Below are 22,467 nucleotides of genomic sequence, written 5' to 3' on the forward strand. Positions count from 1 at the left end.
AAGGCTGGCGGCTTCAAAAGCTCGTCAGCCCGATGAGGCGCGTTCCCATAAGGATGCTGCCCACCCTGCCCGTAGGACTACTTCCGCCCCAAAGCCCAAGCCAAAACCAAAAGCGGTCACAGAGCAGTAATTAGTGTTTTGCGTAACTATCTCATCTGACCCACTTCAGTGCGGGTTGTGGGGTGGTCTACTCAGCCCAAGGTCGTTTTTAATTACTGTCAGATAACAAATTATTTGTCGCTACTAACACATTAGTGTCGTTAATCCAAAACTTCTCAAATCTTCTACGGTAGTGTTTTTGGGCTAAATAACACTTTGGTAGGAATTCCTCTTCAAAGCCATAATCGTCTTAACTCCAGCTTTTCTTCATCCAAATATATCTAGGCTTTAGTAGCGATAGAAACGCTCAACGACAACAATTTGTTAAGACGACAAATAATCTGTTATCTGACAAAAGTGCTGTTACTGTACTTCATCAACCTGCAATCTGCTGTAATTGATAAGACCACGTTTGACGGAACCCATGCTCCAACGAATACCTTTAATTGTGGCAACCGCCACGCTGTTGGCTTTAGGATTACTATCCCTATTGTCCTACATCGCTTGGTTCTGGCCGGTAGAACTGCTAACTCATTTCCGAGTCCAGTATTTTATTTCATCGTTAATAGTTAGTAGTGTTTTAGTCATTCTTTGGAGAACACACCATCTTAAGAGTAAAATACTAATTCTCGCTGCCTTATTACTGGTGGAACTGAATGGGATTGAGGTTATTCCCTGGTATCTTCCTCATCCGCAACAGGTAGTTGGTAAGGCAGCAAAACCCATTCGAATTTTATCTTTTAACCTTAATATCCAGAATAATAGTGACAATGAAGTTATTAAGTTAGTGCGGAAAAACCACCCAGACGTGGCTTTATTTATTGAAGTTGACCAAGACGCAGTTGAAAATTTAAAAGCTGGGTTAAAAGACACTTTGCCTTATTCTTTCAGAAGTCCTGGTGGCGGTCTTGCCCTCCTCAGTCGCTTTTCCATTCAACAGGCTAAGGGAGATAACTTTAATGGGAAAGGAGGTCATAACCTCCTAGCAACCATTGAAGTAGACAAAGAGCCTATTCAGTTAATTGGGACTCATCCTCTAGTACCTGTGAAGCGGCAGACTTTTCACAGCCGCAATCGTCAGCTAGCGGCGTTGAGCGATTATATTCGAGGAGTCAATCAGCCATTGATTTTAGTGGGAGACTTTAATTTAACGCCGTGGTCGCCTTATTATCGGCGGTTTATTAACAAAACTTCCTTGCATAACACCCGCTTGGGTTTTGGCATCTTACCCAGTTGGCCACGACCAGCAACTCACGTACATTTTCCTTCCTGGCTGATCCCGTTGGTGAATATTTCCATTGACCACTGCTTGGTCAGCAAGCACTTTAGTGTCGCTCGAATTTATACAGGAGGGAATGCCAATTCTGACCACGCATCGCTAGTTACTGACTTAGTGTTACGTTAGGAGCCTCTTTCGTGAAGCCAGTTTGCCTCCACGCCAAAGAAGAAATCGAGCTGTTCTTGCGTCAGAATACTTTTCTCCATCTCTATGAGCTTGGAGATCTAGATGACTTCTTTTGGCAGTACACAACGTGGTATGCCCTCAAAAAACACCAAGAGATTTTTGAGCTTGTCTTGCTCTACACGGGAGCATCTATGCCTGTTGTTCTTGCCCTCACCTCTGAACCCACAGGGTTAATGGAGGAGTTGCTGCGGTCAATCATCCACCTTCTGCCAAAACAGTTTTATGCCCATCTCAGTGGCTCCTTAGCAGCTGTCTTCGCACAGGACTACCAGCTAACTAAGCACGGCGTACATTACAAAATGGCTTTGACTAACAGTTCGTACTTAGAGAGTATTGATACGTCAGCCGTTATACCAGTGTCAGTATCCCAGGGGAGTGAATTAGAAGAGTTATACGGTGTAAGCTATCCAGGCAACTGGTTTGAGCCGCGTATGCTGGAAACTGGCTATTACTATGGTCTACGACGTGGGGAAACCCTGGTGAGTGTTGCGGGTGTGCATATCTATTCGCAGCAGTACAGAGTTGCAGCATTGGGTAACGTTACAACACACCCACAGTTTCGAGGACTCAGACTGGCAACAGCAGTTTGTGCGAGGCTATGCCAGGAGTTGTTGAGGCACGTAGACCACATTGGCTTAAACGTATTAGCTGACAACAGGAATGCAATAGCCTGCTATGAGAAGTTGGGTTTTGAACAGATTGCTACTTATGGCGAGTATTCTCTAGAGTTGAAGTAGACAAGAGGCTGTTGAAGCGTCGCAACAGACCAACTTTTACCGCAACTAATATAACGCTATTGCTACTCACAGCCCGTCATCTTTTCTCTTTGAAGTGCGAGTTCCCAACTCGGTGCCAATTGGCTCAGATTAATTGCACTCTTCCAAGCTACCCCCCAATCGTGGTAAATCATTGGGCATTGATGGGTAGTTTCAATGAAGATATTCCGGATTGGAAGAAGATCCTCTCTCAACTTCAATCGAGCATTCTAGTTTTATCGAGTAGGACTCCTGAATCGCTGCCTTAAATGCGATTGCCCCAATTTGCTGTACTTGAATTTTTGAGAAGACTGAGCGTAACTAGCTGTGACCCCCCAAATGTGGAGTGAACGCAGCGATACGACTGCAATTATTTTTCGATGCTGTTTGTACCTTGGCTCTCGCAGCCAGAGTATTTTTTTGCAATAAGTGAACGACTGCCTGGTAACGAGTTTCCACTTTGAGCTTTTTGAGAACATTATTCATGTGGAACAGCTCCAAAGGATTGCTAACCTAACTCCAAGCCTAAAAGCAGCTAAGTTTACCTTTGCTGCTTTAACAATACTAATATGTCTCCACGACAATTAAAAAGTCACTGTACATTATCTCTCTTTTTCTTATTCTGCTATGTATTTAGCATACTAAGTGCTGAAGAACCAAAACAGTAAACGAGCCGCTATGGATGATGATTATATGATTCAAGTTCTCAGTTCTTGTTTTATTGACAATACCTTAGATTCTTCTGATTCCTTGTGTCAACTCTAATTGAGATGCTCTTGCCCTGATGTTACTGGTTTGATTCGACTGCTTTCAATTGGTTTACGTATGTTGACTCTGTTGGAATTTCAGGTGCGTCGTAGCCTCAAGCAAGATCATCAACGCCAGCTTGCTGGACTTTATGTTGGTAATCCACAACGAAAGACTTCACGTCCAACTGCCGAACTCCTTCTTGCTGCGTTCAAAGAGATTATACTGTTGCTGATTGAGGTCAAAAACCAAGTTTATGCCCATTTGACTACTCTCTGTCCGTTGCAACAGCGTATTTTTACCTTGCTTAGCTTTCCTACTACTATTTACACTCAACTTGCTGGTTAATCTTTACCCCTGGATAAACTTTTTCCTAACTCCTGTAAAAATGGGCAAACCAGGAGTTATTAAGTTAAGTTAAAGTAATCGCATCTTGAGCAAAACAGGCGATACTCTGTAACATCCCTCATTCTGCACCCGCCCCATGCGGGTTTATCAATCGTTAGATACGAGACCTTTCAGTTGAGATTCAACAGCGTTGAGGTATCCCCGATCAGTCAGGGTGCTTTGGGGCAGCCTGTTCATACTGACGGCGATTTTAATAAGGTCACTAGCACTAACCTGCTTATTGCGATAAGCAGAAACAAAGTCCATAGAACTAGGAATTCCTTGCGTCTCGAAGAAACCTTGAAAAGCTAAGAAAACGAGGTTAAAAGGCGTTACTGCCATGCGCGCTGCGATCTTTGATGGCACATCTGTCGTCTGGGTTTGCGACACATTGACTGGCGTAGTTTCTGCAACGACCTCAGCTTTCAGAGCTGGTGCTACCATTGCTGACATTAATAAAATAGATATGCTACCAAGAACTAGACGTTTCATACTGTAATCTCGGAGTAGGTATTGAGTGGAATTAATCAATTTCTTTGCTTGATTACAAAGATGAACCACTGTTATGAGTTCATCCTGAACGGCAGATGAGTATTACCTAAAAGTTTCTGAGAAAGCAGAAAAGGCTCGGCTATTGGGGCTAACGGGGTCTAGACAAAAACTGAAGCGAAAATGGCTTTAAATCCACATCTAAAAAGACTTTTAGCTCAAATGGGAATAATCTAGTGTTGGCAAGGGTTTGAGGTTTTTTTAGGTCATCAACCTCTTTTCCTTGTTCAGAGAGCTTTTCAGCCCCTTTAGGGGCTAGAAAATGGCTAAGTCCCACTAACCAACTTTTCAAACATCCTCTTAAGTCCCACCGGTGAAACTCCCTGTGTGTAAAGCTTTCAGATTTTGCTCTGACGAGAGTGACACAACAACATTAAAATCAAGTTACTGTAATGTTATCGACGAGACAATGCTCTAAGGCGATTGCTGAGAAAATCTCATCTCAGAGGACTCTCAAAGACGGCACTGTTTTTACTGGTGTAGCCTATATAGTGAGAGAGGACAAAGATGAGTACGACCCGAATATTCAACAGTTCTAAATTTTTTCAGCCAACGGACGGGGAGCCTATTCGTTCGGTCGTTACCGAATCCGAGGATGCCGTTGTTGTAGCCTGGTACATCAAGCCGGGACAGGAAATCCCCGCGCACATCCATCCTAACGGGCAAGATACTTGGACTGTTTTGACAGGGAAAGGGGAATATTATCTGGATAAAGCAGGCACTACAAAACCAATCGTTGCAGGGGATGTGGTAGTCGCTCATACCGGATGTATACACGGAGTATTCAACAACAGTGATCAGCCATTGGTTATTATTTCAGTCGTGTCGCCAGCCGATGCGGGGTATCAACTTGCCTCGTTAGAAGATTCTTTAGCTCTCCATTCCTAATTATTTATCCACTGAACGGTTTAGGATTAATTCACTAGGCTGTCTTTGACAGTTGGTGATTTCAAATGCTAAGTGAAAATAAAAGAATCACTTTAAATATATGAAAGGGTTGATTCAATAACTTTATAAAATAAAATTAGATAAAGTTATTCTATGGTGCTATCTCATTTGGTATGTTGTAGTAGTTTATTTCTATTTTGATCCTTCACTTAAGTTATGGATTGATTCAATTGGTATAAGCATTGTAATTGGTACAGGACTATGTTAAGTATTTCTTCCGGGAAGATTGGCAAAAGAAACAATTGGCAAACATTTAGACTATATCTCATGCCATTCTGTGTCTCAAGCTTCTCTGCTTTAATTAAAGGGCAGGAATTTATCGTAGTCGTATCACCAAAAATAAAAGAAACACTAGTAGCCGTATCATGCTGTGTTCTGTTTCTGTTGGTTATTTTAGTAATCAAATTAATTAAAAGTAAAATTGCTTAACAACTAGAGATAGAGACGAACAATACCATGAGCATTGATCCAAAAAAGATTAAGAGTTCAGCCAGGAAGGCTAACTATATCCCCCCTGAACCAAGACGGGTGACTCCACTTGAAGAAAAGTCTACTCTTACTGCTGTCTCAACTCAGTATTTTGCGCCCCCGCCAAAGCCAGCCGTGAGCCAAGCTAAGGACGATTACATGGAATTACAGCGCCGCCAGTGGCAGAGAGAGCGGGAGGCGTTAGGGGTTTTGTCCTCCCTTAGCTATCGGTCTGGCGAACTGAATAGCTATTTGAAAGACATTGCTTGCGGAGTCAGCCAACTGGTCGAAATAGATTGGACGGTTGTGACCCTATGCCAAGACGGGTTTGAGACGATACTGGCAAGTAGTATCGACATGGATGAAGACGCTCCTCGTATCTATGCGCTGCACGGTTTATTAACTGGTACTGTTATAAAAATTGGACGTACTCTAGCTGTTGAGGATGCTGAAACCCAGCCAGAGTATGGCAGACCTGCAAAGGGTTATCAAGCTTATCTGGGGATACCGTTGCGGACTTCCCAAGGTGAAGTGATTGGCACAGTCTGCTCTTTTCATCGGCAACCGCGCGAATTTACAACAGAAGAAATTCAAATCGTTGAGCTGTTTGCGGAACGCGCTGCCACGGCGATTGATAACTATCATCTCTACCAGCAGCAGCGACAGTTTAATGAAGCTCTGGAGACAGAAGTAGAAAAACGGACAGAGGAACTGCGGGTAGCTCAAGTCAAGTTAGTAGAGCAGGAACGCCTGGCAGCTATTGGCGAATTTGCTGCCATGATTGTACATGAGATTCGCAACCCTCTAACCACGATGATTATGGGGTTGAATTATTTTAGGAAGACTATTCTGCCCAAAGCAGCCCAAGAGCGGTTATCGTTAGCTCTTAGCGAAGCGGGCCGTCTAGAACGCCTATTGCGTGAAATCTTGCTCTACGCGAAACCTCAAGTGTTGCAGCTCTCAACCTTGGATGTGAATGAATTCATTCATGAGATGCTCATGTCAATCCGCGAGATGCCGGAAGCACTGGAGCGGCAGATAGAATTCATTCCGGCTAAGGCTACGGTCAAAATCGTGGCGGATAAGGACAAGCTCAAACAAGTGTTTATCAACATTGTCCGCAATGCCTGTGAGGCGATTGCACCTGGGGATGTAGTCAGATGGCACGTAGAGATTGGTACCGTTCTAGATCAGGTTTTTATCAGTGTTCACAATGGTGGCGGCTCAATTCCTGGGGAAGTTCTCTCCAAGCTAACTGAGCCATTCTACTCTACGAAACCTTGCGGCACTGGATTGGGGCTTGCCATTGTCAAACGCATCGTCAACGCTCATGGCGGGGAACTATTTATTCAGTCTGACCAGTTGACAGGCACGATGGTGAGCATCCAATTACCTATAGCTTAGCTGCGGTAGTTAATGAGTAGTACTCATCCTAGAAAAAATGGGTACTGCTTAACATGTAATGATAGAAGAGTAGAAATTCTTGCTAACCTGAGTTCGGGTTAAGCAGCTTGAGAGAAAGCGAAGTCCAAATTGAGTGAAGGCTTCTTGGGCTGATGACAATAAGCAATCAATCCGCATAGGATATTCACCATACAGTTCACCGGGCTGCGATGCCTGGAATGCTCAATCTGAGAAATATTCTTCAGTTGATCAATGATATTTTCGATAATTGATGAATTGCGAGGACTGAAGATTGAATTTTCAGACTGTTCTGAATGGCAATATGTTAGGGATAGTCGAGGGCAAGGGAAGCCAAAGATTTATAGATGCGTCAAAACTGTCCCGATTGAGTAGCTTGTGTCATCTAAAGACTACTCTGATAATTGGCTTCCAGTACCTATACCCATGTGACTCCTGGCTTTTTCTATCGCTTTAACTTAGAGTTGCTAAAAAAAAGCATATCTAACATAACTCAGTTCTGTGGTTTACAAACGACCGTTTATAAGACAGATTTTTTGAGCTGGCACAACACGCCTCAAATCTACCTGCACCGTGTCTCAAAACCCATCTTTTAATCTATGTCTTATCAAATAATTAATAAATGAGTTACGAGACATTTTAAGGAAAATTGGATATTGCCGGATTAGCTGCTGCCAGAGCTAGAGACAGGAGAGGTGGTAGAAAGGAGCAGCACAATTCTAAGAAGATTTCCACTGCCGTTAAGTTGGCTGATACCTCGCCCGACACAATTGCGGACATTTGCAAACATTTAGGGATTAGTCGCTCAACTTATTATCGTCGTCGTGCCAACTTAACTCTTAACTAAAATTTAAACTGATTATTTTAACTGTTAATTTTGCAGTAATTTGGATACTTCCCGAATTATTGCGCGAAGCAATTTAGCTTTGGTCTGCCCTGTGTACTCAGCTAACTCTGATAGTTGCTCGTAGGTTTCTGGGTCAAGGTCAAGCGTGATTCGGGTTTTTGAGGGGACTTGCTTCTTCAGCTTTTCTAGCAGGTTTTCTTCTTCCTGGGTCGGAGCCGTCTTCTTCCCTTTTGTCTTTTGTTTGCTGGCAGGCGCAGCCTTTGGTTCTAAGTTACTTAATGAAGAAAATTGAGAAACCAAATCAGTTAAGGAATGTCGAGGTTTCTTCTTGCTCATTTCGCCAACCTCAAAATCTCTGTAAATAACCGCTGGTAATCTGACGCTGCATCGTCTGACCCTTTTAGCCCCCAGACTGTTGTGTTCTGCAAGAAGGCATCAGCAATCGCTTGCCGCTGATAGATAACTTGCTTGAATGCCTTGACTCCTTCCAGTTGCTTTAACAGCTCTTGGGCTTCTTTCAACAGTTTGGTATTCTTCACTCCTCGATTAATGAAGATGCCGGATAGCGGCAATCCACTTCGGGCATTTTGGATTTGCCGTACCATCCTGACAGCCGACGCTGCTGAAACTAAATCTAGTCCTGATGGGGTAATCGGAATTACTGCAAGTTTTGCAGTTAGAAGCGTACACCGGGTTGCTTCTCCCAAATTCCCGGCATTGTCCACTACCAAATAATCCACAGTCTTTTCCAGCTTGGGAATTTCTTCAGCCAATTCATCTGGATCGGTCATGCGATATATAGGCACTTCTGTATCCATTGAATGCAGCCAGGTGGAGGTACTGCTCTGACCATCAGCGTCAATGACCGCAACCTTGCGCTTTTTGATGGCAGATAACCAATAGGCAAAATGGGTAAGAGTTGTTGATTTTCCTACTCCACCCTTTAAATTGCTGAAGCAGATGGTGGTCATTTTTACTGCATTTTATTCCTGATTTATCTTACTGTATTTTGTTCCAATGATAGCCAACAGCTTGGTAGTTCTGGCTTTCTTTAATGCGGTTAGGCGGTAAAAATGTACAGTGACTTTTTAATTGTCGTGGAGAGATATTAGTGTCGTTAGCAAAGCTAGACTTAGCTGCTTTTGGGCTTGGAGCCAGGGTACGCAATAGACCTCCTGCATGACTCATGAGGCATGCAGGAGGTCTATTGATCACTCCCCCAAAACGTTTTTGTTGAGGAGAGTCGGTCGCCAATTTTATTGGTCTTGCAGGCTATAGACTTTAGCAGTTATTGCCAACCTTCTGGCGTTGCTTGCGCTTCAGTCCTGTTGCTATAAAACCAAACAAGCTCAGAGCGGCAAGGGTTCTCGGCTCAGGAACTGCTTTACTTTCTAGTGGTGGGGTACTGGCAGGAGGGCGGCGGAATAAGGTGCCTTGTTCAAAGCTGTATGCTAGCTTGATGAGTGTTGCCTCATCGTAGGCTCTCCCTAAAAACTCCAGACCGACAGGCAGGTCATCTTCCGTAAATCCAGCAGGAACCGTAATTGCCGGAAAGCCGGAAAATGGACTCAAACGATTGGCAGCACCGGATGCTAGCGGCTGATTAAAAATATTAGGTGGGCTAGCAACAGATGGATAAATCAGAGCATCTAAGCCCTCCAGTGCAGCTAACAATGAAGTTTGTGTCAAGGTCGGACGTTCTGTAATAATTTTCAAGTATTCAGGATCGAGTTCAGGCGGCATCCGATTGTTTCTAGCAATGTAGGATGCCTCAAAGTCTTTCAGATATAATCCACTATCAATAATGTCCCCTAAACTTGTCACGCCTGATGGAGGTACTGGTCGTTCTGCTAAAAAGGTATTGAGATCCCGTTTGAATTCAAAATTACTCAAGCTGGGAAACTCCAGTATTTGAGCCAGATTGGGGATTGTAACCTCTACAACTTTTGCCCCCAATGCTTTAATCGCATCAATTGCTGAGTTAATGACAGTTGTTGTTTTAATACTTTCAGGATTGGAATCTAAGCCAAAGAGATCGCGAACCACGCCAATCCGAGCACCTTGAAGACCATTTGGGTTAAGAAAATCCGTGTATTTGACGGGTGCTTTCTCGTTGTCAGTTACCGAATCATTAGGGTCAAACCCTGCCGTGATTTCCAGAGCGATCGCCGCATCTGCAACGCTGCGGGTCATAGGACCACCCACATCTTGAGTTAGGGCTAACGGAATAATCCCATCACGGCTAGAAAGCCCGATGGTTGGTCTAATTCCAACCAGGCTATTGAATGAAGATGGCACACGAATGGAACCTCCTGTGTCAGTCCCCATCCCAATTACACCAAAGTTAGCAGCGATCGCCGCTCCTGTACCACCACTAGACCCTCCCGCATTCCTGGCAAGGTCATAGGGATTGAGGGTTGTACCTCCTAATGAACTAACTGTAGTAAAGGAAAAAGCGAATTCAGATAAGTTTGATTTGGCAAGAATCAATCCACCAGATTCTCTCAATCGAGCAACTTGGAACGCATCCTGTCCCGTCTCATAGCCTTCTAGTGCCAGTGCTCCGGCTGTTGTAGGCATATCAAACGTTTCATAGTTGTCTTTGAGAATAATAGGAACACAGTGCAATGAACCCACGGGTCCCGACTGAGCATATCTGGCATCTAGATCAGCAGCGATCGCCAGAGCATTAGGATTAATACTGATAATTGCATTTAGAGCAGGACCCTGATCATCATAAGCTTGGATACGATTCAAGTAAGCTTGCGTAATGCTGGTACAACTTGTGCCAGAGCCTAACGCAGACTCAATACTACCCACAGTTGCTTCCTCTGGACGGAAAGACGCTGCACTAGCGATACCCGGTAGAAACACCAAAGCCAGGGTTTGCGAAGCAAGCGCAACAATTGTCTTTTTAATAGGTATAGATACCACCATAATTCCCCATCTAGAAAGGTTCTTTATCCAGCCCCACTAAAGCGCTAATGAGTAAGCTGGAATGCACTGAAGCTTTATATATTTGAAAGCACAGTAAGATTGCGGTGATATCCGATACAGACAGTACCAAAAATTTATCGAATCTTCATAAAGCAATTTAATACATGAAGCTTTAGTAAAGAGACTATCCAAGGGAATCTTGTTGTGCAAGTTAGTTCATTTCTACATTGAGAACACAGCGACCTACTGCTGTGCCATATTTACTATTGGTCACAGTAAAGTCTACCGCACTGCTCAATGCCGTCACGCGAATCTGTTCACCTGTTGAAGTTTGCCCTGTCCCTACTAATGCAAGAGTGTCAGTATTTTCTACAGTAATTTCAATGGTTTCTTTATAGTTACCCTGTAGAAAATTAGGAGCATCGTAAATTTTCAGCTCAAAGTGGTTAGAACTTCGATTTAGCAGCTCTACTGTGTAGGAACGGCTGACTCCTGACGCCTCACAAGACCAAACTGTTGCCTCCATATTTATGCTTGAGCTATTGCATCCTAATCCAGAAATAATCAGGGTGAGCAATAAAGCAATTTCTAAGCCCATTGAGCATTCTTCTTTCTTAAGCAGAATTGATCACAGCATCCGTGAAAGGGAGCCAAACAACGAAAAAGCTGAACTTAAAGAATACCGATCTAGACATCCACAGAACGCGTAACAGTTTCCGAATGAACATTCACCAGAGCTGTTTTTGTTACCAAACCGGGTAGCACTGCCTCAACTTGAGTTTTCTGATTTCTCCTCCGCGCTACCTGAATTGAGAGCATGCTGCTTCCTAAAAGGAGCAAAGCAGGAACCAAGCCGGGTTCAGGGACAGACTCATATTCAATTACCTCACCTGGTAAGGCTGGAACTAAGAGTGATGGACGGCGCTCCATCGTTGCTTGCTCAAATGCATAAGCTAGCCCTAGTAAGGTGGACTCATCATAAGGGCGTCCCGTAAACGAGAGAGTTACTGGCAAATTAGTTGAGCCAAACCCAGCGGGAACCGTGATATCAGGAAACCCCGTTGAGCTAGAAAGTTCAACCGGACGAGCTGGAGGAGATCCAGGGAAACTCTCGAAGGTTGGATCAATGGTTCCGCGCAACGGACGAGCAAACGTATTCAACGTAGGAAAAACAAAAGCATCCAGATCCAGAGAATTTAAGGTGTCCAGTAGCGTATTTCTGACAAAAGGAGTCAAAAATTCCGCCACATTGACATAATTTGGATCGGTAATACCTAGCGTAGTTGCTGATTGCCTTAGGGTGCCAAGTACGATAGAAGGGGTGTCAGACTCAGCAATTTCTGGAGTCTCCAGCACTGCAATGAGTTCTTCAATGGTTTTGGGATATTCAGAGTCGAGGGTAGCTAAATATTCCTCCAGGTATTTTTCTTGTTCAACAGGAATTGCTGTGCCATAAAGGCTGCTGGTGAGCGCCAAGAAATCAGTATCAAATGCAACGTCCACAGTTGTTGCGCCCAATCCCCGCATCAGATCCAACGCATCTTCTGTAATCTGCGTAATTTCTGGATCAATGCCATTGTCAATGCCCAAATAATTGCGTAAAACACCAAGGCGAGATCCTTTGAGGGCACCTTTATCAAGAAACTGTGTGTAGTCTGTGTAGAATTTATCCAGTTCAACATCAGGGGCAGCAATAGGCGTTTGAAAGCTGGGGTTGTTAGGATCAAATTCAACCATTACGCTCAATGCTGTGGCAGCATCAGTTAAATTCCGCGCCATCGGACCAATCATGTCTCTCGACAACACAAATGGAATGATGCCATCCAAGCTTACTAATCCGCGAGTTGGCCGGATGCAGGCTAAAGCTTGAAAAGAGCAAGGGGTACGAATTGAGCCACCTGTGTCACTGCCCGTGCCAAATACCGCAAAGTTAGCAGCGATTGCTGCTCCAGTGCCGCCACTAGAACCACCTGTTGAGCGATTGAAATTGTAAGGATTCAAGGTTGCACCACCAATGGAGCTATAGCCGGAGCCAGAAATAGCAAATTCATCCATTTCGGCTTTGCCCAGAATGATAGCTCCTGCCTCACGAAACTTTTGAACTACATAGGCATCATCTGGCGGTAGTGAACCCCTTAGGGCATCTGAACCACCTGTGGTGGGAATGCCAGAGGTATCGTGATTATCTTTGAGCAAGATTGGAATACCATGCAGAGGGCTACGTGCGCCATACAATTGGCGTTCAATATCCAATTCTCGGGCAGTTTCTAAAGCGTTGGGGTTGAGGGCAAGAACCGAGTTAATCATCGGGCCTGCATCATCATAGGTGGCAATGCGGTTGAGATAAAGCTGAACTAATTCTTCGGAGGTTAACGCACCGGAATCAAAGGCTTGATTAATTTTAGCAATCGAGGCTTCTTCTAGCCTAAAGACTGCGGCATTAACGGCTTCAGCAACAAAACACAGAAACGTGGTTGGGGCGGCGATCGCCACTACAGCAGTATGTCTAATACTTTTTAACACTCAATCCATCCTCTTAGGTAAATGCCATTGATTGAAGTGCAATCAATAGGCTGAATAAAGCCTTAAGCTTTAGGAATTTGTATTGTGAGTTAGCGGATATTTTCAAGGGGAGTTAGACAATACTGTTCTAAATCTTTGTTTGGTTCTGTCTCCGCTTCGCTCACCATCGTCGCCTGCATTGCTAGAGAAGCGATCGCCTTCATTGAATCTTGCATAGATGCTCCAGTTCCACTCCTGATCAAGACAATCGAAAGAACTACACCAACAGATGCATCACTAAAAATAGTGCGTGTGCGGATCTTTCATGTCTAAAGTTATGAGTTTCCCAAAGAAATAACTGTTCAATGAGATACAACCATTCAATATCTGGGAATGAGAGGGTAAGTAACTAGCCTGCTTGACTGAAAAAGCTTAGTTAGGAGCGTACTCAAAGGTGAGGATTGTGGACTCTATACGATAGGTACGCTAAGCATGCTGTTGACCAGAAGCAATGACCGGATGAGGGTTGCGATTACCAGAGAAGCGGATCGTCCGAATCACCTTCCATCCGTCTTGCAAAGCGGCTTTAATCCGTAAGCGCTATAGTTTGGCTCTTGTTCAGGTCAACTAAGAGCTTGCCGTAGGTTTGATGTTTACGTAGGCTCCTACAATTTTTACCCGGCACTTAGAGAATATTTAAAGAATTAGTAAATTCGATACAGATAAGAAGCGAAAAAAAGTGATAAACAATCCTCACAAAGAAACATACATTGTGGTGCAGGGTGAATATAGTGAGAAAAAGCAACATGGCTGCTAGTGTAGCTGTAATGATTGGTGTTTCTACATCACCATTCGCCGCACAGGCGGCTTCGTTGAGAGGGTCATCGGTAAATGTAGTAGAGTTAACGTCAGCTCAGATTCAGTTAGACCTAGCAGCCCAAAAGTATACTGTTCAAGACCTAGTAAGTTCTTACCAGGAACGAATTGACAAGTATAACCCACTCTACAATGCGTTTACTTACCTTAATCCTAATGCGTTGCAAGATGCAGCGGCAGCAGATGCTGTACTCTTGGCTAACAATGGTCAGATCCCAGACGGAAAGTTATTGTTCGGCGTACCGATTGTCATCAAAGATTCGATGAACGTTGCAGGTGTGCGAACAACAGGTGGATATAGTGGTTTTACGAGTGAGAATGGTGGGGTAGATATGATCCCACTGGAAGATTCACCGATCGTCGCGCGGTTGAAAGATGCAGGAGCAATTATTCTTGGAAAGACAAACCTACCAAGGTTTGCGCGAAGCGGATCAAATGCGAACACCAGTTATCTTGGTCCAACACTCAATTCCTACAATATTGATATAGTCCCAGGTGGTAGTAGTACAGGAACTGCAACAGCAGTATCAGCGAGTTTTGCTGCCGAAGGAACAGCTGAAGAAACAGGCGGGTCGATTCAAAATCCGGCAGGTGCCCAAGCCTTAGTTGGGATCAAGCCAACATTTGGGCTGGTTCCTACAAGTGGTGGGATTCCCCTGGCTGGCTCAACCCGTGATGTTTTTGGCCCTAATTCCAAGACAGTGACGGATGCAGCTAACTTTTTAACGGTAATTGCAGGGTATGATCCATCAGACCCAAACTCAGCAGTTGCAATTGGCAACATCCCGACAGAGGGATATGCTGCGGGGTTAGGAACTACATCCTTACAGGGAAAGCGATTTGGGCTTTTTGGTACAGGATTTAAAGATGTGGAACTAGCAGAGGAAACAAAATCTCTGTATGGTAACTCTATTTCAATCCTAAAGAATTTGGGAGCAGAGGTCGTAGAAGATCCGTTTGCAGGGACGAATTTCAATACTCTAGGTGCAACTTTTACCGCATATGGTGGCTCGAATACACCCTATGATTTGACGCAATGGTTGAAGACACTCGATCCAGCCCAGTCGCCCACGTCTGTAGCAGAATTTCAGAACATAACAGGGATTGATCTCCTAGCTGAAAGTGGACCGTTACTTGGAGCATTTACACCAATAAATGGTCTTGAAGAGTCAGTGAAACAGCCTAACGTTTTTCAGACTGATCTGGTGCAAAAGTTTATGGACGGACGGAAAACGATGCTGTCCCTATTCCAAACAGTACTAGCGGATAATAAGCTAGACGGGCTGTTCTTCCCACAACAGAGAAGTGAACCGGGACTATTGTTCGATGGGTCATACACTACTACCACCGTGCCAGAGATTAATTTGCTAGGAACACCCCAAGTGAATTTGCCTGGCGGATACTACGCTTCTGGAACTCCGTTTAGCGTAGCGTTTCTAGGGGATATGTTCAGCGAGGCAAGCTTGCTCAACTATGCTTATGCATTTGAACAGGAGACGAGATTCCGGAAGGCACCCAAATTAGTTCCCGAATCTAACCCTACTTCTGCCCTTCTAGCCCTCGGTGTCTTCAGTGCCATCGTTCCTTTACGTCGTCGCAAGAAGGTTTGAGAAACAGCCAAAGTATAGAGCCACAAGAGGTTAAATATTGATGGCTCTATACTCCCGATGCTGTACTAGCAGTCACCCTTCACTCTCCAAGCATTGTTCGTACCTGCAATCTCCAAAAGTTCCAATTAGAACCTGCAATGATTAGCCCGATTGTCAGGTTGCCATGCTTAATCGGGAAATTAAAACTACGTGTAAAAAAAGACGGGTATCGGTGGCTGGCGAAGGCGAGATATGAATGGTGGGATGAGTGTCGGATAAGCCAAAAAGAATTTGATCGAGCCTGCGCTTTACTTGAGCGAAAAGAGCTAATAGTCAGCCGAGTTTACAAATTTGACGGCAACCCGACCAAGCACCTGCGAGTGAATTGGGACAAATTTTTAGATTTACACCGAGAAGTGGTGCAGAATCCACCATCAAATCCGTATTCACCAAAATCAAATCAACAAAAAGCGGAAAATGGTTATTCCTCAAAAGGTAAAAACCATGCTGTGTCTATGTTTGACGGTCGTATTGACTCGGATGTTGCCAAAAATCAGATAAGACAGTCAGGAAAATCGTTATTACCGAAAGAGGAATTTGGTTATTCCTCAAAAGGTAATAACCAAATTGACGAAACCGGAATAAGGAAAATGACGAAAACGGAAGAACCTCTTACAGAGATTACGGTCATAGATTACTCCAAAGAGTACGTGCATCTAGATTTAGATCCGGAAGCGCACACACACGAAAATGAAAAAACAGAAAGACCAAGATCCGGATGCACACACACACTGGAAATTGTTGAAGAAATAGAAAGGCCCGTAACTACTTCGACAGCTGCAACTACTTCGACAGCTGCGACAGCTGCTGAAAAAACAGAAAACCCTGCAACAACGAGCAATACGACAACAGCGACAGCGACAGAGACAGCCACGCTGACAAATAGACGGATACACCCGGCAAAGAAGACAGAATGCTCGGATTCAAGAGATCCGTGGATGAAAGGTATGAACCCGCTACCGGAATTTAAGGAATGGGTTTATCAGCTGCGACGAGCTGAAGGGTTTGAGGCCGCATCGTTAGCAAATGCTGCTTCAGAAATTCGGAATGACTACCTAATAGCAAAAGACTTGTGGAAGGAGTTTCAGCGCTCCGGGAAGGGCATTGTAGGAGGAGTTGAGTATAGAAAGCTGGATTACAATTTTCTCCTAGCTTCGTGCGCCTCTAAATTTGAGTTTATTTGGTTAATGCCTGGAATATATCCTCGCCTTTGTATAGCAGCCGAGAATTTTTGGTCGTTAAGAGCAACTGTCCCATTTTTGATGTTTGACTAGGCTAAAGCAATTAGGCTACATCAACGTAAAAGCAAGCTTTTGCGACATCAAGTGTCCCGGTTGCAGTCAAAAGCGAGACAGTTTGAATCATTAAGTGCCTAATGAAACTAGCGGCTGAAGTCCATGTTCAGCAAAACTTCCAGCCTTAGCGACTAAAAAATCTCCATTGCTATACAAAGGCGATTTAGTACAGCGTTTTAATACGAAAAGTTAAGGGGTTCAAGCTTCTGATTTCTAGCAGGTTCAATTGGTACGCCCCTTAGCGTAAGTTTTTGTTCGGATACTACTCATACCCCTACAGTAACTTTTTAATTGTCGTGGAGAGATATTAGTGTCATTAAAGCAGCACAGCTAGACTTAGCTGCTAAAGGGCTTGGAGCCAGAGTACACAATCCTTTGGCGCTAATGATAGGTTGGTCGCACAAACTTTCTCTGCAATCTTGCAGTAGAGCAACTTTGCACGAGCGACACGAATTTGTCTCAATGTCATTTAATTTGGCATCGTGACAAAAATCGCCGAGAGTGCAACATAACAAGGATTATGTCCTTTTCACCAAAAGCTGAGAAAATCCCAAATATAATTTGTTATCTAATATCCGTTAGTACCCTACAGCAGCCCCGTCTCCGCGTGGATCTGCACCACCAAATTTTATGTTGGTTGCCGGCTCAATAAGAATTGCCCCTGCGTGTCCCATTGTATCTGTGTAGTTATCCACTACCTTGACTGGATGACCTCTTTGAATTAACCCTTTGACTACAGTTGGCGGCACTCGTCCTTCAATTTTAAGGTCATTAGATGAGGCTCCCCAAGTACGACCTTGCAACCATCGCGGTGCTTCAATCGCATCTTGTACACTAAATCCGAAGTCTACAATCCGAGTTACAAGGGCAGCTTGGGTTTGTGGCTGTCCTTCTCCCCCCATTGTTCCGTAAACTAAATAGGGTTTTCCATCCTGAAATAGCATTGCCGGATTCAAAGTATGAAAGGTTCGCTTTCGGGGTTCTAAATGATTAACATGCTTTGGATCTAGAGAAAAGAAACTCCCTCGATTTTGTAGCAAAACTCCCGTATTTGCAGCAACAATCCCCGCTCCATAGTCATGATATATACTTTGAATTAAAGATACAGCGTTGCCATCTTTATCAACCACACCCAACCAGACAGTATCGCCTTTTGGATCGAGGAGCTTAGCTTCTTTAACAGCAACTCTCATATTGATGCGTGCTGCTAAATCCCTACCATGCTTTTTGGACAGAAGCGTATCCAAAGGAATATTAACGAAGGATGGGTCGCTGAGATACTTGTCTCTATCGGCGAAAGCAAGTTTTGTTGCTTCTACTATCGTGTGGTAGTAATCTACTGTGCCTTCCCCTATCTTCTTCAAGTCAAAGTTGTTGAGGATGTTGAGAATCGAGAGAGAAGCCATTCCCTGTGTATTAGGTGGAAAATTATAGGCTTTGTATTTGCGGTAGTCTGCTGAAATCGGTTCAACCCAATCAGCCGTGTGTGAGGCAAAGTCTTCTAGAGTTAGAATCCCGCCGTTAGCTTCTAAGTCTTTGATGATATTTTGAGCGATGTCACCCTTATAAAATTCAGCAGCCCCTTTTTCAGAAATTGCCTTCAGGGTTTTAGCAAGCTGTGGCTGTTTAAAGACTTCACCAGCTTGGTAAGACTGACCATTTGACTTGAGATAGGTCTGCTTGAAGCCTTGAAAACGTTGAAGATTACGGAATTCTTTGTCCTTCTCATCAATATTCGTTTTAGTCCAATAGTTCTGACTAGGAGTTACTGGAAAGCCATTTTCTCCATAGCTAATGGCAGAATCAAACAGCTTACTCCAAGGCAGACTATTACCTATACTTTGTTGAGCATATTTATAGGCTTCTCCCCAGCCAGAAACCGCTCCAGGTACTGTATTGGCTGCTAAATAGCCTCTAGAGGGGATTTTTGTATAACCTTTAGCTTGATAGAAGTCGATTGTTGCTTTTTGACCGGACCTACCGCTAGCATTTAAGGCTTTTAATTCGCGAGTTTTAGCATTATAAATTAACCAAAAGTTATCTCCTCCAATACTGTTCATATGTGGATAAACTACTGCTAACGTAGATGCAGCCGCAATCGAAGCATCTACAGCATTCCCACCTTGCCTGAGTATGTCTAAAGCAGCTTGAGAAGCTAAGTAGTGAGGTGTCGTTACCATGCCATTCATAGACATAGTAGTTGGTCGGTTAGCAGCGTTCACTACATTAACTTTTGTAAGAGTTGAGACAGCTACCAAAACTGGAGCAAAAACGGTTGAAAAACTGAATGCACTTGCCAAAGCAATAACCGTCACTTTTTTCCTAGCCAAATACATTGAGAAGCCCCTTTAGTAATTACCCTGTCCCTATATGACTCACATTATTAAGATACTTTGCTGGAGAAATTAGTATTGAAATTTACAACTGTAGGCAATATGCTGCTTTTAATCTATAGCAGCTACCCGGTTAGCTACTATTACTACTCAAACCTCAGACAAAAGAAGCGGCAGCGCCAGGAGGATATAAATTTAAGTAGCTTAATAAAAAGCCTGTTGGGCGAATTAGCTGGAGCAAAGGAAAGATAAGGATTGACCTGAGCCCATTTGCTCAGCACTACTCACGGCTTAATGTGCTAGAGACAAGAAGCTGTTATAGCTTGTATTTTATATTTTGTAGATAGAACAAAGAATCACCCGCTTAAACTGCCAAAAGTAGGAAGCAGAAAATTAGGTGCCATTGGCACTTAAATAAAGCGATCGCGTTCTTGGAAGCAGATTGCCAAGCGCAAGCTTTCTTAAGGGCATAGTCCTTCGCGTTCAACCTGGCAGGGAGGAAATGCACGAGAGCTAACCCAAATTTCGCGCACTCATGAAGGAAAACGCGATCGCTTAAGAGCCAACAACTTTACTAATCACCAGATTGAGAATCGCCTTCCTCAATCTCTCCCAATAGGAAATCGGTTTCGTCAATCTCCTCGGTTTCGTCAATCTCCGCTAACACACCAGTGTCATCAAGCTCAACCAGTAGCCATTCATTCTTTTCGCAAATATCTACTCTTTCTCCACTAGCTAGTTCAAACGTGCAATGCAGTTTTTGCGGGTCTTGTGGAGCGGAAACGGCAGAAACGAACGTTGCGTCAACCCACTCGTATTTGTTTTCACGGATGAGTCGGACTTTGCATTTATCCCCGGTTTTGGCTTTGTCTTGAGCCTCGGACTTTAGTTTCTTTAATCGGTCTCGTTCCTCAGGACTGATACACTTCCAAATCTCCTTCCACAGTTCTGGGCTTTCGTTGCAGAACATAGACATCACCACCATAGCCATGATTCCGTCTTGAGCATTTATCAACATCTGCGCCGATTCCAGAATGTCTTGCAAGGCTGTTGTCCCACTTTCCTGAACAGCATTTTCTGCAATTTTTTGTGACGGGTACTGTGATGAGTTATGTGATGAGTTATGTGATGGGTCAAAAAGGTTGCCCTGTAAGGCTGTGGCGGATTGTGACGGGTCAACGCCTTCATCCTTATATAATGTGTCACTCGTCTTACCGCTCACACCATCGCCGCTACTCTCCTCATTCGTTTTTTTCATTGCATCAGAATATTCAGATAATCCATCACTATCCGTAACATCCTTATCCGGCAACGGTTCTGACCCGTCACGGCATTCATCACGAGCCGTCACGGCACCCTTCACAGCTTGCGAAAGTGTCCAATCATAGGTTGGAATATTGCCGTCAGTACCTCCTCGAATCCGTAGACCTTTAATTACCTTGCCTACCCTGGTACTAACTTTTTCTATCTCCGTCCAGCCCAAGATTTTTTGACACAGCTCCAATAAATCAGGGCTGAAGTTTTTAGAAGCACGGGGTGAAGTACCCGAAGCTTTGCAATGATTCCAGTAAGAGCCATATAGTGTGTGGATGTTATTGGAATCATTGCCGACTGGAGTTGATGCCATTGCGTCACGAATTACACAGTCGTTGAGCCATGCTGCAATGCTGTCGGTTCGGATGCGCCCTTCCCAGAACTGCTCGTCCATTTCTGGAACGGATTCAAGTCCCAGCAACACCTCTGTTACGCGCTCGGCAGGGATGCTCAATAAGTAGTTTGTAAACGCCGCCAACTGTGGTTGAAAATCTTTGTTTAAATCCCGGCGCTTGGATGGGACGACACCTTGATTGAACGGAATGGCAATAATTCGGCGTGACATCCCAGAAGAATTGTCACCAGCGAAAACCGGGAAGTTGGAGCTGACGGCTACCATGCCATCGAATTTGAATTGGAAAGCTTTCTTTCCTTTCTCTTCCGCTCGTAGCCAGTCGCCGCCAGTTAAGCTCTTGAATTTACCCATCTGGCGATTGCCCTTGTCTTCATCCCAGAAAGCTATTAGGCGCTTGCGGTAAGCGTTGGCAGCCTCAAAGCGATTACCGCACCAGTCTTCCAACGTAGAGCTGTGAACGTTGGATATGCCAATTAAATCAACCAGAAGCCTCATATAGGTGCCTTTTCCGCTGCCGCCAATTCCAATTGTGTGAAGGAATTTTTGCAGGTCGGAGCGCCCCACTAGGACGGCATTGGCGAAACAAATCAAAATCTCTTTGAGTGCAGGATTTCCACCTGTGGCATGGGTTAGGAATTCGTCAATCAGGCTCCAATCAGTCGCATTGGTATCGTGTGTCCGTTCCAGCGCCCATGTAAATTTGTAGCCGGGTGAATGAGGCAGTAACTTACCTGTTGCTAATTCCAGCACTCCGTCACTAAAAGGCAGTAATTCATTGGCACTCTTTTCATCCCATGTCCGCTGCATTAACTCACATCGCAGTTTCTTGACGATGTTTGTGATGTAGGAGTGAGAGCCGTAACCGCTGATTTCAAGGGTTTTTAGTATGTTGCTGACGATGCTTTCAATGAAGTTATCAGATTCGACTGACCAGACTCCAGGCAGCTCGGCTTCATACCGCATCCAAGAACTTGTGATGTTGTTGAAAGCGAGGCGATTACGATATTCCTCTGCAATCTCCTCAGCTACTTTGTCGGCGGCTGGTATCTTTTTAGATTTTTTCTCCTGTTGTTGCTCCTGAGATTCAGTCTCTGTCTTAGTCTCTTGAGCTGAGCGCTCCTCTAATGACCGATGAATTTCCTCCTCTAGCTTTCTAATAAATTCTGCTGAACCCATGACTTTTAAGATGTCTACTACATCTCCTTTTTCGGGTAAGTCAGGGTAAATTGCAACTGGGTCGATGACAATGCAAGCCAGCCCAATCTTAGTACAGGAGTCTAAAACTTTCTCGGCTTTGGCACTGCCTATGTCGTCATTGTCTTTCAGGTAAATTAAAACTACATTTGCCTTTTTTAGCACCATAGCTAGTGCCATTAGAGCGGACTCAGACCAAGCCCCGCCTTTGGTTGTAATTCCAGCTATTCCTACACTGCGTAGTTCCTCTACACATTCCTCACCCTCAACAAATAGCAATCCTTTTGCATTGGTGCTTTCGTCAGCCTTAATCGCAGCCATTGCT

At 44.2% G+C, this 22,467-nt stretch carries 19 protein-coding genes and 1 pseudogene; 9 read left to right on the forward strand and 11 right to left on the reverse strand.

Annotated elements, in window-relative coordinates; all coding sequences use genetic code 11:
• The first annotated feature begins 523 nt into the window (after positions 1 to 523).
• The 3 genes from H6F77_RS22150 (at position 524) to H6F77_RS22160 (ending at position 3,414) form a co-directional block, all read left to right on the forward strand.
• The gene (locus tag H6F77_RS22150) at positions 524 to 1,504 is read left to right on the forward strand and encodes an endonuclease/exonuclease/phosphatase family protein (protein ID WP_190427221.1); all 981 of its coding nucleotides are present in this window, start codon (positions 524 to 526) and stop codon (positions 1,502 to 1,504) included.
• Positions 1,505 to 1,515: 11 nt separating this feature from the next.
• Positions 1,516 to 2,301 (forward strand): GNAT family N-acetyltransferase, encoded by a 786-nt coding sequence (locus H6F77_RS28755; protein ID WP_190427223.1) that lies wholly within the window; start codon positions 1,516 to 1,518, stop codon positions 2,299 to 2,301.
• Positions 2,302 to 3,144: 843 nt separating this feature from the next.
• Positions 3,145 to 3,414 (forward strand): hypothetical protein, encoded by a 270-nt coding sequence (locus H6F77_RS22160; protein ID WP_199313349.1) that lies wholly within the window; start codon positions 3,145 to 3,147, stop codon positions 3,412 to 3,414.
• Positions 3,415 to 3,561: 147 nt separating this feature from the next.
• Here H6F77_RS22160 and H6F77_RS22165 read toward each other — a convergent pair whose 3' ends face one another.
• Together H6F77_RS22165 and H6F77_RS27620 are read right to left on the reverse strand one after the other, a co-directional pair.
• A complete protein-coding gene (locus H6F77_RS22165) occupies positions 3,562 to 3,945 on the reverse strand; it encodes a hypothetical protein (protein WP_190427225.1) in 384 nt (127 codons plus the stop codon).
• Between the two features lie 148 nt (positions 3,946 to 4,093).
• Complete coding sequence (locus H6F77_RS27620; RefSeq protein ID WP_190427234.1) at positions 4,094 to 4,294, reverse strand: hypothetical protein; 201 nt, start codon at positions 4,292 to 4,294, stop codon at positions 4,094 to 4,096.
• Positions 4,295 to 4,394: 100 nt separating this feature from the next.
• Between H6F77_RS27620 and H6F77_RS22170 the strand changes: the two genes are divergently transcribed.
• The 3 genes from H6F77_RS22170 to H6F77_RS22180 all read left to right on the forward strand — a co-directional run bounded on the left by H6F77_RS22170 (position 4,395) and on the right by H6F77_RS22180 (position 6,822).
• The gene (locus H6F77_RS22170; RefSeq protein ID WP_190427237.1) at positions 4,395 to 4,541 is read left to right on the forward strand and encodes a hypothetical protein; all 147 of its coding nucleotides are present in this window, start codon (positions 4,395 to 4,397) and stop codon (positions 4,539 to 4,541) included.
• Positions 4,510 to 4,890: a cupin domain-containing protein gene (locus tag H6F77_RS22175; protein WP_190427240.1), complete on the forward strand. Its 381-nt coding sequence runs from the start codon at positions 4,510 to 4,512 to the stop codon at positions 4,888 to 4,890. Before H6F77_RS22170 ends, H6F77_RS22175 begins: the two co-directional genes overlap by 32 nt.
• A 516-nt stretch (positions 4,891 to 5,406) precedes the next feature.
• Positions 5,407 to 6,822, forward strand: a complete 1,416-nt coding sequence (locus H6F77_RS22180; protein ID WP_206753489.1) for a GAF domain-containing sensor histidine kinase — start codon at positions 5,407 to 5,409, stop codon at positions 6,820 to 6,822.
• A gap of 98 nt (positions 6,823 to 6,920) precedes the next feature.
• On the opposite strand, the pseudogene H6F77_RS22185 reads toward H6F77_RS22180, so the two are convergent.
• Positions 6,921 to 7,103, reverse strand: a pseudogene (locus tag H6F77_RS22185) (transposase); the annotation flags it as partial.
• Positions 7,104 to 7,489: 386 nt separating this feature from the next.
• Between H6F77_RS22185 and H6F77_RS28955 the strand changes: the two are divergent.
• Positions 7,490 to 7,687: a helix-turn-helix domain-containing protein gene (locus tag H6F77_RS28955; protein WP_190427242.1), complete on the forward strand. Its 198-nt coding sequence runs from the start codon at positions 7,490 to 7,492 to the stop codon at positions 7,685 to 7,687.
• A gap of 24 nt (positions 7,688 to 7,711) precedes the next feature.
• Here H6F77_RS28955 and H6F77_RS22195 read toward each other — a convergent pair whose 3' ends face one another.
• The 6 genes from H6F77_RS22195 to H6F77_RS28525 all read right to left on the reverse strand — a co-directional run bounded on the left by H6F77_RS22195 (position 7,712) and on the right by H6F77_RS28525 (position 13,362).
• Positions 7,712 to 8,023: a ribbon-helix-helix domain-containing protein gene (locus tag H6F77_RS22195; RefSeq protein WP_190491098.1), complete on the reverse strand. Its 312-nt coding sequence runs from the start codon at positions 8,021 to 8,023 to the stop codon at positions 7,712 to 7,714.
• A complete protein-coding gene (locus tag H6F77_RS22200; protein ID WP_190427247.1) occupies positions 8,020 to 8,658 on the reverse strand; it encodes a nucleotide-binding protein in 639 nt (212 codons plus the stop codon). Before H6F77_RS22200 ends, H6F77_RS22195 begins: the two co-directional genes overlap by 4 nt.
• Before the next feature lie 310 nt (positions 8,659 to 8,968).
• The gene (locus tag H6F77_RS22205; protein WP_190427250.1) at positions 8,969 to 10,624 is read right to left on the reverse strand and encodes an amidase family protein; all 1,656 of its coding nucleotides are present in this window, start codon (positions 10,622 to 10,624) and stop codon (positions 8,969 to 8,971) included.
• A 211-nt stretch (positions 10,625 to 10,835) separates the two neighbouring features.
• Positions 10,836 to 11,222, reverse strand: coding sequence for a hypothetical protein (locus H6F77_RS22210; protein WP_190427253.1), 387 nt, complete (start codon positions 11,220 to 11,222; stop codon positions 10,836 to 10,838).
• Between the two features lie 89 nt (positions 11,223 to 11,311).
• Positions 11,312 to 13,147 carry an amidase family protein gene (locus H6F77_RS22215; protein WP_190427256.1) on the reverse strand — a complete coding sequence of 612 codons (1,836 nt, stop codon included), beginning with the start codon at positions 13,145 to 13,147 and terminating at the stop codon, positions 11,312 to 11,314.
• Between the two features lie 89 nt (positions 13,148 to 13,236).
• The gene (locus H6F77_RS28525; RefSeq protein WP_255515837.1) at positions 13,237 to 13,362 is read right to left on the reverse strand and encodes a hypothetical protein; all 126 of its coding nucleotides are present in this window, start codon (positions 13,360 to 13,362) and stop codon (positions 13,237 to 13,239) included.
• Between the two features lie 570 nt (positions 13,363 to 13,932).
• Here H6F77_RS28525 and H6F77_RS22220 point away from each other — a divergent pair.
• Together H6F77_RS22220 and H6F77_RS22225 are read left to right on the forward strand one after the other, a co-directional pair.
• Positions 13,933 to 15,612 (forward strand): amidase, encoded by a 1,680-nt coding sequence (locus tag H6F77_RS22220; RefSeq protein ID WP_190491099.1) that lies wholly within the window; start codon positions 13,933 to 13,935, stop codon positions 15,610 to 15,612.
• A gap of 137 nt (positions 15,613 to 15,749) precedes the next feature.
• Complete coding sequence (locus H6F77_RS22225; protein ID WP_190491100.1) at positions 15,750 to 16,925, forward strand: hypothetical protein; 1,176 nt, start codon at positions 15,750 to 15,752, stop codon at positions 16,923 to 16,925.
• A 599-nt stretch (positions 16,926 to 17,524) separates the two neighbouring features.
• Here H6F77_RS22225 and ggt read toward each other — a convergent pair.
• Complete coding sequence (gene ggt / locus H6F77_RS22230; RefSeq protein ID WP_190427264.1) at positions 17,525 to 19,282, reverse strand: gamma-glutamyltransferase; 1,758 nt, start codon at positions 19,280 to 19,282, stop codon at positions 17,525 to 17,527.
• Between the two features lie 571 nt (positions 19,283 to 19,853).
• The coding region (locus tag H6F77_RS22235; protein WP_199313350.1) for a DNA primase family protein at positions 19,854 to 22,467 on the reverse strand (2,614 nt) is incomplete at its 5' end.

Origin of the sequence: Microcoleus sp. FACHB-831 (assembly GCF_014695585.1) — a bacterium.
In the GTDB taxonomy this organism is placed as follows: Bacteria; Cyanobacteriota; Cyanobacteriia; order Cyanobacteriales; family FACHB-T130; genus FACHB-831.